The organism is Ensifer sp. 4252 (genome assembly GCF_050434565.1).
Classification (GTDB): Bacteria; Pseudomonadota; Alphaproteobacteria; order Rhizobiales; family Rhizobiaceae; genus Ensifer.
In genome coordinates, this window is the sequence record NZ_JBNDIU010000006.1 from 69,515 (window position 1) to 86,230 (window position 16,716).

Genomic DNA, 16,716 nt, shown 5'->3' on the forward strand with positions numbered 1-16,716 from the left:
CGGGCGTTGATTGATCAACATTTCGACGAGGCGGCACAAATCGCCGGGAGGAATTCATGAGCTCGGTCGTCAATCCTACGTCTTCAGGCCTTGAGCGGGACGCCCGTCGCATCCATGACGACAAGCCGTTGTCACCGGGCAGCATCGCCATCGGCGTGGTCATCGGCCGCATGTCGGAATTCTTCGACTTCTTCGTCTACGGCCTCGGCTCGATCCTGGTCTTCCCGAAGCTTATCTTCCCGTTCGCGCCCAGCCCGGTTGCTGCCACGCTGATGTCGTTCGCGATCTTTCCACTTGCCTTTATCGCGCGCCCGGTCGGCTCCCTCGTCTTCATGTGGATCGACCGCAATTATGGCCGCGGCACCAAGCTGACGATCGCCCTCGTGATCCTCGGGGGCTCGACCGCATCGATCGCCTTCCTGCCGGGCTACGAGACGATCGGCTTCTGGGCGGTGGCGCTTCTGGCGCTTTTCCGGCTCGGACAGGGTTTTGCGCTTGGCGGTGCATGGGACGGGCTTGCCTCCCTGCTCAACCTCAACGCGCCCCCGAACCACCGCGGCTGGTATGCGATGATCCCGCAGCTCGGCGCTCCCATCGGCTTTGCGCTCGCCAGCATCATCTTCTGCTATTTCGTTGCCAATCTTTCCGAGGAGGATTTCCTTTCCTGGGGCTGGCGCTATCCCTTCTTCGTGGCGTTCGCGATCAACGTCGTGGCGCTGTTCGCCCGGCTGCGCATCGTCGCCAGCAAGGAATTCGGTGCGGCGATGGAAGCGCAGGAACTGCAGGCCCGGCCGGTGTTCGAGATGCTGAGCAAGCACGCGCTGGATGTGGTGCTCGGCGCCTTCGTGCCGCTCGCCAGCTTTGCGATGTTCCATCTGGTGACGATCTTCCCGCTCAGCTGGGTGATCCTCACCGGCGGACAGTCGGCCGCCCGGTTCCTGTTGGTCCAGGTCGCGGGTGCAGCCGTCGGCGTGATCGGCATTATCGTGTCGGGCCTGATCGCCGACCGGATCGGCCGCCGCACCGAGCTGATGATCGGCGCGACCCTGATCGCGATCTTCAGTTTCTCCGCGCCCTTCCTTCTAGACGCCGGCGGGGCCGGACAGGACGCCTATATCCTGATCGGCTTTGCCGTTCTGGGCCTCACCTTCGGCCAGGCCTCCGGCGCCGTTTCCTCGCGCTTCACCCAGTATTACCGCTACACCGGAGCAGCGCTCACCTCCGACCTGGCCTGGCTGGTGGGCGCCGCCTTCGCGCCGCTGGTGGCGCTTGGGCTTGCGACCAGCTTCGGCATCGTCTTCATCGGCGGCTATCTCATCTCCGGCGCGATTTGCACGCTGGTGGCGCTCAGCCTCACGCGGGCGCTCGACCAGAACTGAAATGCCCTTTTCCTGGAGGAGGGAGGCGGTTCGGCTCCGCGTCTGGGGTTACCGACCAGGCTCTCTGCGCGCTCTTGTGAATGAGTGTGGAATAATCTCCGGCGCCATCCGTTCTTCCGTCCACCCGAACGGAGAACGAGCATGTTGCACTTTCTGAAGAAAGAACCGTCACGCATCCAATTCCTCTGCCAGCCGGAAGACCTGGGGGTCATCGCGCCGCCGGTTGCCGCCAAGGCCAATCTTCCGGAATGGTACCGCAAGCTTCCCGCGGTCGACCCGCAGCATCTTTCCGCCAGAGACAATGGCCTGACCATCAAGCGCTGCATGCCATTTCTGGATGCGATGACGACCGGCTGGATCCTGCCACTGGCAGCCACGGTGCGTCTCGAAATCAGGGAGGACGGGCGAAACGTCGAGGCCGGCTGGGAATTCGACAGGGTGATGGTCAGCAATCATGGCGCCCACCAGGTTGCGGGCAACCCGAAGGAACCGAGCCCGCCCTGCAAGTTTCACAATTACTGGTCGATCCGCACGCCTCCCGGCTGGAGCTGCCTGTTCGTGCCACCGCTGAACCGGCCGGCACAGCCGTTCGAATGCGTGGCCGGCGTCGTCGATACGGACACCTATTCCGCCAACATCCACTTCCCGTTCTTCGCGACCGCACCTGATGGTGTGCATGTGATCGAGAAGGGCACGCCGCTTGTTCAAGTGATCCCATTTCGTCGGGATGATGCCGCGATCAAGGCGGACATTCGCGTGGAAACAAACGAGGAAGCGACGAGCCGCAATGCGGTCTACCGGAACACCATCGCCGGCCCTGGTTGGTATCGAAAGATGGCACGCGCCGCGCGTTGACTTGGCGCCGACACAAGAAGCGGGGACCGACTGCCCGGTCCCCGCTCTCTTTTTTGCGATCATCCTGTCAGCGCGTATGCCACAGCTTGCCGGAGCGATACGTCCGGTCCGAGCCGTTCGAGCTGGAATTGGACGAGCTGTTCGATGACGAGTTCGAACCGGAGTTCGAGGAACTGTTCGACGAGGAATTGGAGCTCGAATTCGACGAACTGTTCGACGAAGAATTCGAGCTGGAGTTGCTCGACGAGTTGGAGGAGCTGTTGCCCGCAACGATGATCGTGCCGTCGTTGTGACCGCCCGCCGGCCTGCCGACCGACTGCGCCGGCGCGGTGCTCTGCTTTGCCTGCGCTTCGGCGCCAGCAAGGGCGGTTACGCCGGCGATGAGGGCGGCGCTTAGTTTCCAGTGGTTCTTCATGCCCGTAACTCCTTGTTGAAAAACGAACCGGCATCTCCGGTCCGAAGGAGTAACGGGCGTCACGAAGTTCTATTCCATCGGGAGGTGTTTTCTCCGTTCGAACTGTTTTCAGGCGCACCGAGACGATTGGTCATGAAGCAGCCGACATCCCTACCCGGCGCTCGCGGCTTGCCATCAGCCCGGCGACCGCTGTGACGATGATGACGGCGGCGTAGATGTCGGTCGTCGCCTGATAGCCCAGCGTCTTTGCTAGAAAGCCGGCGGCCATCGCCGGCAGGCTGAAGGCAAGATAGCTCTGGATGTAGAAGGCGGAAAGCAGACCCGCGCGCTCATCCGCCTTGGCGAGCGGCATGATCGACCCCATGATGCCGAGAAAGCTGGTGCCGAAGCCGGCACCGGTCAAAAGCGTGCCGAGGATCATGACCGGCACATTCGCAAGGTGCGTGCCGCCAACCACGACCATCATGCCGATGGTCGTGGCCGAGACGCCGAACGTCACATTTGCCCGGGGACTGCATGCGCGGCGCAGGAAGACGCTGACGGCACCGGCCGCCATCAGCGCGGCGACAACGGCTCCCCCTGTCAGCGGAGCCCGGCTGCCGGTGACGGACGCGACGAGCGACGGCATCAGCGAGAGATAGAAGCCGCCAAGCGCCCAGTTGGCGATGTTGATCGGCGTCATCAGTGCGAGCGGCCGCTTGATCTGGGGCGGTATGGCGATCGTCGGCTTGAGCGAGGACAAAGCGCCGGCGCGTTTGCCGCCCGTCTCCGGCGTCAGCCATATCGCCACCGCCTGCAATGCAAAACCGATAAGGAGCAGGCCGTAGACGAGGTGAAGCGGAAACGGTCCGTATTGGATGAGCGCGCTTGTTCCCAATGCACCAACGGCCATGCCGATCAGTGGGGCAAGCGAATTGACGAGCTGGCCCCTGATGCGATCGACGTCGACCAGCGACGCACCGATCGAGGCACCGGCGATGCCGGTTGCGAGCCCCTGAACGATGCGCGCCGCAATCAGCCAGGACGGTGCGTCGGCAACGACAAAGAGCGCCATTGCGGCGATCTCAAGAAGCAGTGCAGCGAAAATCACCGGTTTTCTGCCGAGATGGTCGGATATCGAGCCGGCGATCAGCAGCGCGGACAGAAGCGCGAAGGCATAGACCGCAAAGATCCCGGTCATCGTCACAGGCGAGGCAGCAAAGCTCTCCTGGTAGATGCGGTAAAGCGGCGTCGGTGCGGCCGACGCTCCGAAGAACGTGGCAAGCGTGACCGCGTGGAATGCGATGGGGTTGGCGGCCGGACCGCCGCTCTCACTGGATTTGACAGAGGAGAACATCTATTATGACCCTTAACGCTAAATCGTTGCGTTAGGCCATGTAAGGACGAACATCCGTAAAAGCAAATAATTTGCGTTTATGATGCAGTGAAAGTTTCTGATCCATACGCGGCACACGGAAGGAAGGATTGGAATGGCAGGCAGGGAAGGTCCCCGTCCGGGCGGGCGAAGCGCCAGGGTGCAGGCATCGGTGCACGGGGCCGTGCAGGCCCTTATGACACGAATGGAGCGCACGGAGATCACCATTCCGATGATCGCCATCGAAGCGGGCGTCACGCCGTCGACCATTTACCGCCGTTGGGGAGGCATCCAGGAACTGTTGGCCGATGTCGCTGTCGAACGGCTGAAACCCGACATGGAACCGGTCGATACCGGAAGCGGCGGAGAGGATCTGCTGGCCTGGGCCGAGCAGTATGCCGAGGAAATGTCTTCGAAACCCGGGCGCGAGATGATACGCGACGTGCTTGCGGCGCAGGATGGCAGCGGCGCCTATCAATGCTGCAACTTCACCAAGCAGCAGATCGAGGTGATTGCAGGGCGCGCGCAGGGCCGTGGCGAAGCATTTCCGGATGTCGACGCCGTGATGGACCGGGTCGTCTCGCCCATCATGTACCGCATTCTGTTTGGCGAGGCGCCGGACACGGCGCATGTCGCGCGTCTGGTCTCAGGGGCAATGGGGCTGGTTTCGCCAACGCCCGCTTCCGTCTAATCAAAGCGCATGTGCGCGGACGCGACGGCGCTGCCGGAAGCGGCCGAGCATTGCCATAGCCAACACGAGGACGGCACCGAGCGCATAGGCGAGCACATCCCACCAGTCGGGCGTGGCTCCAAGCACGATCCTCAAGACGGTATTGGAAATGCGGATATCGAAACTGGCCGCCAGATGCTGGGCAAGTTCGATCGCCACGCCCAGCAGGAATGCGATACTGGCGAGCAGCTGGGGTCGAGCTTTCACCATCGATCCGAGCGTGAAGTAAACCCACATCACGGCAAGGACATCGCCGGAAAAACCGCGAATCCAACCCCATCCGGCCCCACGCGTCGCCAAGAGGACGAGGACGAGGAACAGCAAGATGGAAAATAACAAGGCGGTGCGGTCAAAGCGGAGTTCCATGGCAAGCGATGTAACGAGGCGCGACCCGCCTGTCGAGCTATGCGTCTCGGCAATTGGTACGGCTGCCAAACCGAAGATCCATTTGCATCAGCAGGCCCTCGTGAGAGGCGGTCGCCAAGACGTTCGTCGGTCGCCGCCACAAGAGCCGAAATCGGCAGGTGCCCGCTATCAATCGAACGGCCGCTGTCGAACCGACAGCGGCTGAGGAAAATTGGCCAATCTCACCCGGACGTTGGAGGGCCGTGCTAGAACCGCCCACCGACCCCCAGGCGGGCGCCGACATAGGTTTCGCCATCGCCTTCGACGGTAGCGCGCAGGTTTGCGTCGATGACCCAGCTCTCGTTCGCCTGCAGCGAGACGCCAGCCAGAAGCGAGCCGAACGTGCCGCTGCCATCGAGACCGGAGTAACCGGCCGCGGCACCGACCCGTGGCTTGAGCGTCATGTCGTTCTCCAGTGTAAACTGCCGCTCGATCTCCGCCCCGAGGCTCACCCGGAACTGTTCAAGGGCGAACCCTTCCAGCCCAACCTCGCCGCCGGCGTCATTATGGACACCGTAGTCGTCGACATCCTCATTGAGATAGACCGCGCGCAGCTTCGGCGTCACGACCGTATCCTCATCAAGGTCCCATTGTCCGGTGATGGAGCTGTCCCACATCCAGCGACTGCTATCGAAAGAGCCATCGAAGAACGCCGTATCGATGTCGTTGCTGGAACCACCGTAGAGGAGGCTGGTATTGAAGAAGATGCCCGTTGTGAGCTCAAGCGAGGTATACGGACCGGCAAGCCAGCCGGTACCACGGATTTCGGCGTCGTCAGCCGTCGGATCGGTCATATGATCGACATGGAACGAGAAGCCGATTAACGCCTTCTCGTTGATAAGATAATCCACGCCTGCCGAGAACAGGCCAAAACCGCCCCAGCGATCGTCATTCTGTTTCCGGTTGTGGAGCATCATCGTGGCGTCAAGCCATGCGTTGAACGGCGAGACTTCGCCGCCTTCGATACCGTCTGCTGCGTTTCTCGCCGCTTCGAGCTGTGCCAGGCTGGTGGCAAAGCTCATGCCGACCCCATCCGTCGAGGGCGACAGACGCATCGTTACCGGGTCGGTTCCGGCCTGCAGTCGGCGCCGCTCCAGCAGGCCCGGGACCTGAATGCTTGACGCCAACAGATTCTGCCGGGCCTGGACAAAACCGCGCACGAGGGAATCGATTTCACCGACGACGGCGTCCGCATCGAAGCGCAGATTGTAAGTGATCACCCCGACATTCGAGGGCCCGGCGGCGGCCGTCAGTTGGTATCCAATCTTTGCCTGGCCGGAGAAAGCAGGATCCGGCGTAAACTTGAGATAGTAGCCGACCGGTGCGAACGCGCCGACCTGAGCCAGCTCTCCTTCGATGATCTCCGCCTTGCCGGCGTTGGCGGGCGTGATAGTCACGATCTGAGCGTCGCTGAACGGTCCTCCGGTCGCCCCGCCGTTCAAATAGACATTGGGCGGCGAAGAACCGGCGGGAACGTTGACGATCTGGTCGGCGACGCTGACCTCGCGAGCCGTGACCTTCAGCGAATAAGCGGCGCTCGCCGTGCTGCCGGCAGCATCGGTGACGGAAATCGTGAAGCTGTAATCCGTGACCTCGGCATCTTCGCCGAGCGGCCCGGTCAACTCGCCGGTCGAAACGTTAAGGACCATGCCTTTGGGAAGTGTCCCGCCACCGACTGCATAAAGCAGAGCGCCGCTGCCGCCTGTGGCTGTAATCGGCTGCGCATATTTCTCGCCGGCCATCGCCGATGGAAGGGCCCCCGCAGCAGGCGAAAATGTGAACGTTGCCGCCGGCGGCGCGCGGGTGACGGTTATGGTATAGGTGTTCACGGTGCCGTCCTCGGCCGTCACGACTGTCGCCAGCGTGTTCGAGCCGATAGCGAGCGCGATCGAACCGGAAGCAGCACCCGATGCGACCGGCACCCCGTTGACTGTGACCGTTGCCGCTGCATCACTCACTGTCGGTGTCACCGTCAACGACGCCGTCGCGTTGGAAACCGATGCAGTGTAGGACGCCACGCCCGCCGAAAAGCCCGGAGACAGCGTGCCGGTGCTCAACGACAGGCCCGCAAGCTTGGCATCGGTCGAAGCCGGAAGCGCGCGGGTGACGACGACGGTGTAGCTCGTCTGCGTCGTGCCATCTTCAGCCGTGACCACCGTCGTCACCGTGTTGGAGCCGACCGCAAGCGCGATGGCGCCGGATACAGCACCCGATGCGACGGCCACGCCGTTGACCGTCACCGTCGCCGTTGCGTCGCTGACCAGTGGCGTCACCGTCAACGATGCCACGGCATTGGGAACCGAAGCCGTATAGGACGTCGTGGCCGATGCGAATGCCGGCGACAGCGTACCGCCGCTCAAGGTCAGGCCCGATAGCTCGGCATTCGTCGAGGCCGCGCGCGTCACCGTCAGCGCATAGCTCGACTGCGTCGTGCCGTCCTCAGCCGTCACCACCGTCGTCACGACATTGGTGCCGACCGCAAGCACGATTGAGCCCGAGGCAGCACCCGATGCAACAGTTGTTCCATTGACCGTGATCGTCGCCGTCGCATCGCTTGCCGTCGGCGTCACCGTTAGCGACGCCGTGGTATTGGGCACCGAGGCCGTATAGGCCGTCGTGCCCGATGAGAATACCGGAGACAGCGTGCCGCTACTCAACGAGAGGCCGGACAGGTCGGCATTTGCCGACGCCGCGCGCGTCACCGTCACCGTGTATGTCTTCGTCGTGCCGTCCTCGGCCGTCACGACCGTGGTCAGCGCATTCGGGCCGACCGCAAGCGGGATCGAACCGGAGGCAACGCCCGATGCTACCGTCGCGCCGTTGACCGTAACCGTTGCGGTCGTATCGCTGACATCAGGCGTGACGGTCAGCGACGTCGTCGCATTCGGGACGGAAGCCGAATAGCTGGTCGTGCCTGAGGCAAACGCCGGAGACAGCGTGCCGGCGCTCAACGAGAGGCCGGACAGATCAGAATTTGCCGACCCAGCACGTGTCACCGTCACCGTGTAGGTGTTCACCGTCGTACCATCCTGAGCCGTGACCACCGTCGTCACGACGTTGGCGCCGACCGCAAGAGCGATCGTGCTCGAAGCTGCACCCGAAGCGACAACCCCGCCGTTGACCATAATCGTCGCAGTCGCATCGCTTACATCAGGCGTCACCGTCACCGACGTCGTCGCATTGGGAACCGAGGACGTATAGGTCGTCGTACCGGAAGCAAAGGCGGGAGACAGCGTCCCGGCGCTCAGGCTCAGGCTCGAAAGGTCGGCATTCGCTGAAGGCGCACGGGTCACCGTCACCGTATATGTCTTCGACGTGCCATCTTGAGCCGTGACCGCCGCCGTCACGACATTGGTACCGACCGCAAGCGTGATCGGGCCCGAGGCCGCACCCGAAGCGACGGCGGCTCCATTGACGGTGACCGTCGCGGTCGCATCACTCACCGTCGGCGTTGCCGTCAACGATGCCGTCGCATTGGGAACCGTGGCCGTATAGGATGTCATGCCGGAGGCAAACACCGGCGACAGCGTACCGGCGCTGAGCGAGAGGCCGGACAGGTCGGCATTCGCCGAAGGCGCACGGGTCACCGTGACGGTATAGGTTTTCACGGTGGTGCGATCTTCAGCCGTGACGACCGCCGTCACCGTGTTCGAACCGACTGCGAGCGAAATCACACCGGAAGCCGCGTTCGAGGCAACCGGGTCGCCATTGACCGTCAATGTCGCCCCCGAATGGCCGATCACGGACGTCACCGTCAGCGATGACGTCGCATTCGGCACCGAGGCCGTGTAGGAGGTCGTCGCCGCGGCAAACGAAGGCGATAGCGCGCCGTCACTCAAGACCATGCTGTCAAGGTCGGCATTCGACGAGGCCGCACGGGTCACCGTTACGGTATAGGTCTCTGTCGTCGTTCCGTCCTGGGCGGTCACGACGATCGTCAGTGTGTTGGAGCCAACGTTGAGCGAAATCGGACCGGAGGTGGCACCCGATGCGACCGTCGTGTTGTTGACGGTGATCGTCGCATTGGCATCACTTGCCGTCGGCCTCACCGTCAGCGACGCCGTCGAATTGGAAACTGCAGCCGTATAGGACGCCGTGCCCGACGCAAACACCGGAGACAGCGTGCCGCTGCTCATAACCAGGCTCGACAGGTTGGCATCTGCCGAAGCGGCGCGGGTCACCGTCACCGTATAGGTCTTCGTGGTCGTGCCGTCCTCAGCGGTGACCACCGTCGTCACCGTATTGGCGCCAACCGCAAGTGCAATGGCACCCGAGGCAGCGCCGGATGTAACCGCCACCCCATTGACCGTAACCGTCGCCGTGGCGTCGCTGACATCAGGCGTTACCGTCAACGATGTCGTCGCGTTAGGAACTGAGGCGGCGTAGGACGTTGTGGCAGAAGCAAACGCCGGCGTCAGCGTACCGCTGCTCAAGCCCAAACCTGACAGGTTCGCGTTGGTCGAGGGCGGTTCGGCGCGCGTGACCGTTATCGTGTAGGTCTTTGTCGTGATGCCATCTTGTGCAGCCACGATTGTCGTCAAGGTATTCGCGCCAACCGCAAGCGGAAGCGCGCCCGAGGCGATCCCTGACGTCACTGTCACGCCGTTGACCGTAACCGTCGCCGTGGCGTCGCTGACATCAGGCGTTATCGCCAACGATGAGGTCGCGTTGGGAACTGCGGCTGTATAGGACGTCGTGCCCGAGGCAAACGACGGAGACAGCGTGCCGTTGCTCAGAGCCAGGCCCGACAGGTTGGCATTCGTCGAGGCGGCACGGGTCACCCGCACCGTGTAGGTCTTCGTGGTCGTGCCGTCTTCGGCCGTCACCACCGTCGTCAGCGTGTTCTCGCCGGCGTTAAGTTGGATCGAAGCGGAGGCGGTACCGGACGCGACGGCCACGCCATTGACGGTGACGGTCGCCCCGGCGTCATTGACCGTGGGCTTCACCGTCAGCGATGCCGTCGTATTGGGAACAGAGGCCGTATAGGATGTCTCGGCCGACGCAAAAATCGGAGACAGGGTGGCGCCGGTCAGGACCAGGCCCGAGAGGTTCGCATCGGTCGAAACCGGTGCGGCGCAAGTGACCGTTGCCTCTACCGTAGCATCGCCGGCTCCACTCCAAGCATAAACGCTGTAGTGATCGTTTGAAAGCACTGTGTGCGTGCTGTTGAGGTCAAGTTCGTTGCCAACCGTGGCATAGGTCTCGACAATTGTCTCATTCCCGGCATCGGCGTAGATCGCAAACCCACCGCCATTCGCCCAATTGCCAGCGCTGTTTGTGCTGCCCGAGCTGGTCGCCCGATAGGTTATCACTTCGCCCGCTCTAAGGTTCAGAGGATCGTCCCATAGTTGGTCTCCACCTGTTAGAGTTTTGCCCGCACCCCAGGTCGAATTGATCGCCGTGCAACCGGCTGACGGAGCCGCCAGAGCGACTTGCGGCACACCCAACGCAACGACAAACAGGGCCAACAACGCCCACAGAACAGAAGCGAAACGCGACAATGACTTACCCCTCCCGCATGAATCACCAGCGGACGTCCCCAGCACACAACTAGCAATTGGGCAGGAGCGGGCCAAGCCCCATTTCAAATATACGTAAAGTCGCATTCTCCTATCGTTAGCCGCCTTTTAACGAAGGGCCGGCAGCGCCTGCGGACCTCTGGCTGGCCAGGCGCTTGAAGGTAGCGGAAAGGCAGCGTGGGTCCTTTTCATGAGAGCATCGGCCCGAAAGACCGACGCCGTTTCAGACTTTGGAAACAACAGCATGGCGTTTTCGCAGACCCGGCTCGTAGTAGCGACGGACCGAAGCCAGGATGACATTCAGCCGGTGACCGCCCCTTCGTTGGCTGGGCGCACCAGCGCTGCAAATTTGGCCAGCACGCCGCGTTTGTAACGGGGTTCCGGCTGTCGCCACTGGATGCGCCTTCTTGCCAGTTCTTCCGGGGCGACATCGAGTTGCAGCAACTGCTGATGGGCATCGATGACGATGCGGTCGCCGTCCTCCACCAGCGCGATCGTGCCCCCTTCGAAGGCCTCCGGCGAGACGTGGCCGACCACCATACCCCAGGTTCCGCCCGAGAAGCGGCCGTCGGTGATGAGACCGACGCTGTCGCCGAGGCCTCTGCCGATGATCGCTGAGGTCGGCGCGAGCATTTCGGGCATTCCGGGGCCGCCCTTCGGCCCGAGATAACGCAACACGAGGATATCGCCGGGCCTGATCCTGTCCGACAATATGGCATCCATCGCCGATTGTTCGTCTTCGAAGACCCGCGCAGGCCCGCTCATGACAGGGCTTTTCAGGCCGCTGATCTTGGCAACGGCACCGCCTTCGGCCAGGTTCCCCTTCAGCACCGCGAGGTGGCCCTCGCTGTAGATCGGTCTATCATAGGGTCGGATGACCTCCTGGTCCGACCGCGGCTGGTCCGGAACGGCTGCGAGTTCTTCGCCGATCGTCCTGCCCGTGATCGTCAGACAGTCGCCATGCAGAAGGCCTGCATTCAGAAGGATCTTCAACACCTGGGGTACGCCGCCCGCCCGGTGCAGGTCGACGGCCATGTATCTGCCCGATGGCTTGAGATCACAGAGGACGGGGACGTTGCGGCGAACGCGCTCGAAGTCGTCCAGTGTCCATTCGACTTCCGCCGCATGCGCGATGGCGAGATAGTGCAGCACCGCGTTGGTCGATCCGCCCGTCGCCATGATCAGGGCGACGGCATTTTCGATCGACTTGCGCGTGACGATATCCCGGGGCTTGATGCCCTTCTTGACCGCCTCGACCAGGACCTTGGCGGATTGAGCTGAGCTCTCCATCTTCTCCTGGTCGGGATTGGCCATGTTGGACGAGTAAAGAAGCGACATGCCAAGCGCCTCGAAGGATGAGCTCATGGTGTTGGCGGTGTACATGCCACCGCAGGAGCCGGTCGACGGGCAGGCATTGCGTTCGATGCCTTCGAAATCCTCCTCGCTCATCTTGCCGGCCATGAAGGCGCCGACTGCCTCGAAGGCGGAGACGATGGATAGGCTCTGCCCCTTCCAGTGGCCCGGCTTGATCGTGCCACCGTAGACGTAGATCGCCGGAACATTGGCGCGAAGGATGCCGATCATGCCGCCCGGCATGTTCTTGTCGCAGCCGCCGATCACAAGCACCCCGTCCATCCACTGCCCCTGCACCGAGGTTTCGACGCAGTCGGCGATGACCTCGCGCGACACGAGCGAATATTTCATGCCTTCGGTGCCCATCGACATGCCGTCGGAAATCGTCGGCGTTCCGAAGACCTGCGGATTTGCGCCGGCAGCCTTGATGGCCGCAACCGCTGCGTCGGCGAGCGGTTGCAGCCCGGCATTGCAGGGCGTGATCGTCGAGTGACCGTTGGCAACACCGATCATCGGTTTGGCGAAATCGGCCTTTTCATAGCCGAGTGCATAGTACATCGCCCGATTGGGGGATCGCGCGACACCTTGCGTAATGTGTTTCGAGCGCTCGTTGTAGGCCATGGTTTGCTCCCTCAGCTAATTCGAGGTCGAGTTTACTAGCGTTCAACATGCCTGTGAAATATACTTTTCCCGTGCAAATAAGTCGCATAACATATCAATCGGAACGCATCATGGATTTGAGGCAACTTCGCCAGTTCCTCGCTGTCGCCGAAGAACTGCATTTCGGCCATGCGGCCGCTCGCCTCAACATGACGCAGCCGCCGCTCAGCCAATCGATACAGGCCTTGGAAAAGGAGTTGAAGGTACAGCTCTTCCAGCGCACGAAGCGGAACGTGGAGCTGACATCTGTCGGCAGGCAATGGCTTATCCATGTCCGTCAGGTGCTCGACAGCGCGAACGGCCTTGCCGACACCGCAAGAAGGCTCTCGCGCGGCGAGATCGGGCACCTGCGTCTATCCTTCGTCAGCACGGCCGACTACAGCGTGCTGCCCGACATGGTTAGCCGCTATCGCGCCGCCTATCCGCATGTGGAACTGACGATGCGCGAAGCCACCAGCGATATCCAGATCGAGGCGCTGCTCGATGAAGAGATCGATGTCGGGCTGATCATCGCCCCCGGCCGCGCGTCGCTTCATCCGGCCCTTTCCTACCTGTCGCTGCTGCGGGAACCGCTGGTTGCCGCAGTGCCGACGGCCTGGATCGAGGAACAGCGAGTGGGTTTTGCAGGAAGTGTTCTGGAACCAGCCGACTTCTTCAAGGCGCCCCTCATCGTCTTTCCGCGGCGGGCCGCACCGGCCTTTCACGATATCGTCTCGGGATATTTCGCCGAGCACGGAATGGCATTCTCGACCTATCAGGAAGCCATACAGATGCAGACGATCGTCGGTCTGGTCGCATCCGGCCTTGGGGTCGCCTTGGTCCCGCAATCGATGACCAACCTTCAGCGGCGTGGCGCAAGTTATTTGCCGCTGGCCGGCCGCGTACCGGAGGTAGAAACCGGCCTTGCCTGGCGCAGTTCAGACCAAAATCCGGTGCTCGACAGTTTCCTTGCCGCGGCAATGCCGGCCGATAACAAGTGACCGCGCGCTGTCGGCTCGCAGAGCTGCAACGCAACGGCATCTCTGGAATGCCAAGGGTACGCTACCGCATGAGGCCGCGCAGGTCAGGCATGCGGTTGCTGATGATGGTTTCCATCGAGAAAAAGCCGGTGACTGTCATCAGGTCGAAATCGGTGATGAGCTTCTGATAGAAGGCGTCATAGCCGCCCATGCCGCGTGTCACCACCTTGATCAAATAATCCCAATCGCCACCGATCCGGTACAAGTCCGTCACCTCCGGCAGACGCTCGACATGCTTGCGGAAGTTGTCGGCCCATTCCTTGGAATGGTGACGGGTGCGGATCATCACGAACACCGTGAGATCGAAGCCGAGTGCTGCGACGTCGATCGCAGCATGGGTACCAAGGACGAGCCCGCTGGCGTTCAACCGCTGCAGGCGCCGCCAGCAGGCATTCTGCGACAGGCCGACTCGGTCGGCCAGATCACGCTGCGAGATCGTGCCGTCCTTTTGCAGACAGGACAGTATCCGCATATCAATTTCGTCAATTTTTTCCATTTTACCGATCACATGACCCGATTGAGACACACTTGAGCATAAGAATGATGAGGTTTGCACGCAACCGATCGATTAGACTTATCGTCTGTCCGACCCCAGGAGGAGACAATGACGACGCCGTGCCCACGCCAGCCACACCTTACCGGCCCGCTCGGAGCGTTTCGGGAAAGCCTTGCCGGCGACAACGCAATCGCGGCCCTGCGGGCCGGATTGGTCGGCAAGAATGCAAAGATCGAGGGTCCCTTCGGCGTCAGGAACCTCGTCTATGCCGATTATGTCGCGTCGGGCCGGGCGTTGATGCAGATCGAGCATTTCATCCTCGAACAGGTCCTGCCCTATTACGCAAACAGCCACACCGAGGCGTCTTATTGCGGCGGCTCCATGACCCGGCTGCGCCGCGATGCGCGAGCGGTGATCGCCGCCTGCTGCGGCGCAGGGCCAGAGCATGCCGTCATCTTCGCCGGCTCCGGTGCCACCGCCGGCATCAATCGGCTGGTGAAGCTGCTCGGGGTTACCGACGCGGTCACCGGTGGTCGGCGCGTGCGCATTCTGATCGGACCTTACGAACATCATTCCAATATCCTGCCCTGGCGCGAAAGCGGTGCCGAGGTGGTCGAGATCGCCGAGTGTGCTGCCGGTGGGCCGGATCTTGCCGCACTCGACGAAGCGCTGAGGCAATCGGCCGATCTCGTCGTCTGCGCGTTCTCCGCCGCTTCCAATGTCACGGGCATCGTCACCGACGTTGCGACGGTCACCCGCATCGCCAAGGCCGCGGGCGCAAAGATGGTCTGGGACTATGCCGGCGCAGGCCCCTACCTGCCGATCGACATGTCGCCCGATGACGCTGCCGCGATCGACGCCGTGGTCGTCTCGCCGCACAAGTTCATCGGCGGGCCTGGCACATCAGGTGTGCTGATCCTGCGACGTGATGCGGCTGTTACCGTGAAGCCATCCTGGCCCGGTGGCGGCACCGTCAAATTCGTTTCGCCCACCGGCCACGACTACAGCAACAGCCTCGAGGCGCGCGAGGAAGCCGGCACACCGAACGTCGTCGGCGATATCCGCGCCGCACTCGCTTTCCTCGTCAAGGAAGCGATCGGCGCCGAGGCAATGCAGGCCAGAAACGCGGAGCTGACCCGTCGCGCTATCGCCGCATGGCAAGGCATCGAGCGGCTGGAACTGCTTGGCCCTCTCGGACCGAAGCGGCTGCCGATCTTTTCCTTTCGCATCAGGGACGGCAAGGGTGGCCATGTCCACCAGCAGCTGGTGACCCGCATGCTCAGCGATCGCTTCGGCATCCAGGCGCGCGGTGGCTGCGCCTGCGCCGGTCCCTATGTCCACCGGCTGCTGGGCATCGACGATGAAGAATCGCAGCGGCTGCGCGAGGCCATCCTTGCCGGACAGGAAATGCTGAAGCCGGGTTTTGTCCGGCTGAACTTCAGCGTCCTGCTTTCGGACGAGGACGTAGCGTTCATCCTCGACGCCGTCGCCAAGCTTGCGGCCGACGCGACCAGCTACGAGCGACACTATGATTTCGATCCGGCGCGCGCCATTTTCTTCCCGCGCGCAGCACTTGCAATGGGGGCGTGAGCCATGGCGAGGCCTGACATCGCAGCGTTCTTCGACCCGCGAACCTGGTCGGTGCAGTATGTGGTCAGCGACCCGAAAACCCGGGCCTGTGCGATCATCGATCCGGTGCTCGACTTCGACGAGAAGTCCGGCTCGATAGCCACGGACAATGCCGACCGGCTGCTCGACTTCGTGCGGGAACAGAACCTTGACCTCCAGTGGATCCTCGATACCCATCCGCATGCCGACCATTTTTCCGCCGCCGCCTATCTGAAGGCCAAGACCGGCGCGCCCACCGCCATCGGCACGCACATCGTCAAGGTCCAGAAATTGTGGGCCGACATCTACAACTGGCCAAGCCTGAAAACGGACGGATCGCAATGGGATCGGCTGTTTGATCGTGGCGACGCATTCCGGATCGGCAATCTCGAGGCCGGCGTGATGTTCTCCCCCGGCCATACGCTGGCATCGATCACCTATCTCGTCGGGGACGCTGCCTTCGTGCACGATACGGTGTTCATGCCGGACAGCGGAACCGCGCGCACCGATTTCCCCGGCGGCAGCGCCAACGCGCTGTGGGCGAGCATCCGCGATATCATGGCCCTCGCCGACGATACCCGCATCTTCGTCGGCCATGATTACCAGCCGGGTGGACGCGAACCGCGCTGGGAAAGCACTGTTGCAATGCAGAAGGCGGACAACATCCATCTGACCCGCTATGCCTGCGAAAACGAGTTTGTCGCGTTCCGCGAGGGACGGGACCGAACGCTGCCGATGCCCAAGCTCATCCTCCATGCCCTGCAGGTCAACATCAACGGCGGCCGGCTTCCCGACCCGGAGGAAAACGGCCGACGCTACCTGAGATTCCCCATTGACGCCCTGCAGGGTGCGGCATGGTCCTGACGCCGCTCCGTTCGCGGGCACGTTCCGTGTCCGGGCTGTCTTCCGGTTTCGGTGTATCT

Annotated in this window: 12 protein-coding genes; 7 read left to right on the top strand and 5 right to left on the bottom strand. The window is 62.4% G+C overall.

Going from position 1 to position 16,716, the window contains the following annotated elements; translation table 11 throughout:
• The first annotated feature begins 56 nt into the window (after positions 1 to 56).
• From ABIE33_RS14715 to ABIE33_RS14725, 3 genes are all read left to right on the top strand, one after another.
• Positions 57 to 1,379, top strand: coding sequence for an MFS transporter (locus ABIE33_RS14715; RefSeq protein WP_429126113.1), 1,323 nt, complete (start codon positions 57 to 59; stop codon positions 1,377 to 1,379).
• 141 nt (positions 1,380 to 1,520) lie between these two features.
• The gene (locus tag ABIE33_RS14720) at positions 1,521 to 2,234 is read left to right on the top strand and encodes a DUF6065 family protein (RefSeq protein ID WP_429126115.1); all 714 of its coding nucleotides are present in this window, start codon (positions 1,521 to 1,523) and stop codon (positions 2,232 to 2,234) included.
• Positions 2,235 to 2,362: 128 nt separating this feature from the next.
• Entirely contained in the window at positions 2,363 to 2,527 is a 165-nt protein-coding gene (locus tag ABIE33_RS14725) for a hypothetical protein (RefSeq protein WP_429126117.1), read from the top strand.
• Between the two features lie 252 nt (positions 2,528 to 2,779).
• On the opposite strand, the gene ABIE33_RS14730 is transcribed toward ABIE33_RS14725, so the two are convergent.
• On the bottom strand, positions 2,780 to 3,985 hold the full coding sequence (locus tag ABIE33_RS14730) for an MFS transporter (protein ID WP_429126119.1): 1,206 nt from the start codon (positions 3,983 to 3,985) through the stop codon (positions 2,780 to 2,782).
• A gap of 133 nt (positions 3,986 to 4,118) precedes the next feature.
• On the opposite strand from ABIE33_RS14730, the gene ABIE33_RS14735 reads away from it, so the two are divergent.
• Positions 4,119 to 4,694: a TetR/AcrR family transcriptional regulator C-terminal ligand-binding domain-containing protein gene (locus tag ABIE33_RS14735; protein WP_429126121.1), complete on the top strand. Its 576-nt coding sequence runs from the start codon at positions 4,119 to 4,121 to the stop codon at positions 4,692 to 4,694.
• Here the strand turns inward: ABIE33_RS14735 and ABIE33_RS14740 are convergent, their stop codons facing one another.
• The 3 genes from ABIE33_RS14740 to ilvD all read right to left on the bottom strand — a co-directional run bounded on the left by ABIE33_RS14740 (position 4,695) and on the right by ilvD (position 12,631).
• Positions 4,695 to 5,168, bottom strand: a complete 474-nt coding sequence (locus ABIE33_RS14740) for a DUF2809 domain-containing protein (protein WP_429126123.1) — start codon at positions 5,166 to 5,168, stop codon at positions 4,695 to 4,697.
• A 176-nt stretch (positions 5,169 to 5,344) separates the two neighbouring features.
• Positions 5,345 to 10,450 (bottom strand): cadherin-like beta sandwich domain-containing protein, encoded by a 5,106-nt coding sequence (locus tag ABIE33_RS14745; RefSeq protein ID WP_429126125.1) that lies wholly within the window; start codon positions 10,448 to 10,450, stop codon positions 5,345 to 5,347.
• 507 nt (positions 10,451 to 10,957) lie between these two features.
• Positions 10,958 to 12,631 (bottom strand): dihydroxy-acid dehydratase, encoded by a 1,674-nt coding sequence (ilvD, locus tag ABIE33_RS14750; protein WP_429126127.1) that lies wholly within the window; start codon positions 12,629 to 12,631, stop codon positions 10,958 to 10,960.
• Positions 12,632 to 12,741: 110 nt separating this feature from the next.
• Here ilvD and ABIE33_RS14755 point away from each other — a divergent pair, with 110 nt between their 5' ends.
• On the top strand, positions 12,742 to 13,650 hold the full coding sequence (locus ABIE33_RS14755; protein ID WP_429126128.1) for a LysR family transcriptional regulator: 909 nt from the start codon (positions 12,742 to 12,744) through the stop codon (positions 13,648 to 13,650).
• A gap of 61 nt (positions 13,651 to 13,711) precedes the next feature.
• Here ABIE33_RS14755 and ABIE33_RS14760 read toward each other — a convergent pair whose 3' ends face one another.
• The gene (locus ABIE33_RS14760; protein ID WP_429126130.1) at positions 13,712 to 14,185 is read right to left on the bottom strand and encodes an Lrp/AsnC family transcriptional regulator; all 474 of its coding nucleotides are present in this window, start codon (positions 14,183 to 14,185) and stop codon (positions 13,712 to 13,714) included.
• A gap of 108 nt (positions 14,186 to 14,293) precedes the next feature.
• On the opposite strand from ABIE33_RS14760, the gene ABIE33_RS14765 reads away from it, so the two are divergent.
• Both ABIE33_RS14765 and ABIE33_RS14770 read left to right on the top strand, forming a co-directional pair.
• Positions 14,294 to 15,775: an aminotransferase class V-fold PLP-dependent enzyme gene (locus ABIE33_RS14765; protein WP_429126131.1), complete on the top strand. Its 1,482-nt coding sequence runs from the start codon at positions 14,294 to 14,296 to the stop codon at positions 15,773 to 15,775.
• Between the two features lie 3 nt (positions 15,776 to 15,778).
• The gene (locus ABIE33_RS14770) at positions 15,779 to 16,657 is read left to right on the top strand and encodes an MBL fold metallo-hydrolase (protein WP_429126133.1); all 879 of its coding nucleotides are present in this window, start codon (positions 15,779 to 15,781) and stop codon (positions 16,655 to 16,657) included.
• Positions 16,658 to 16,716 lie beyond the last annotated feature (59 nt).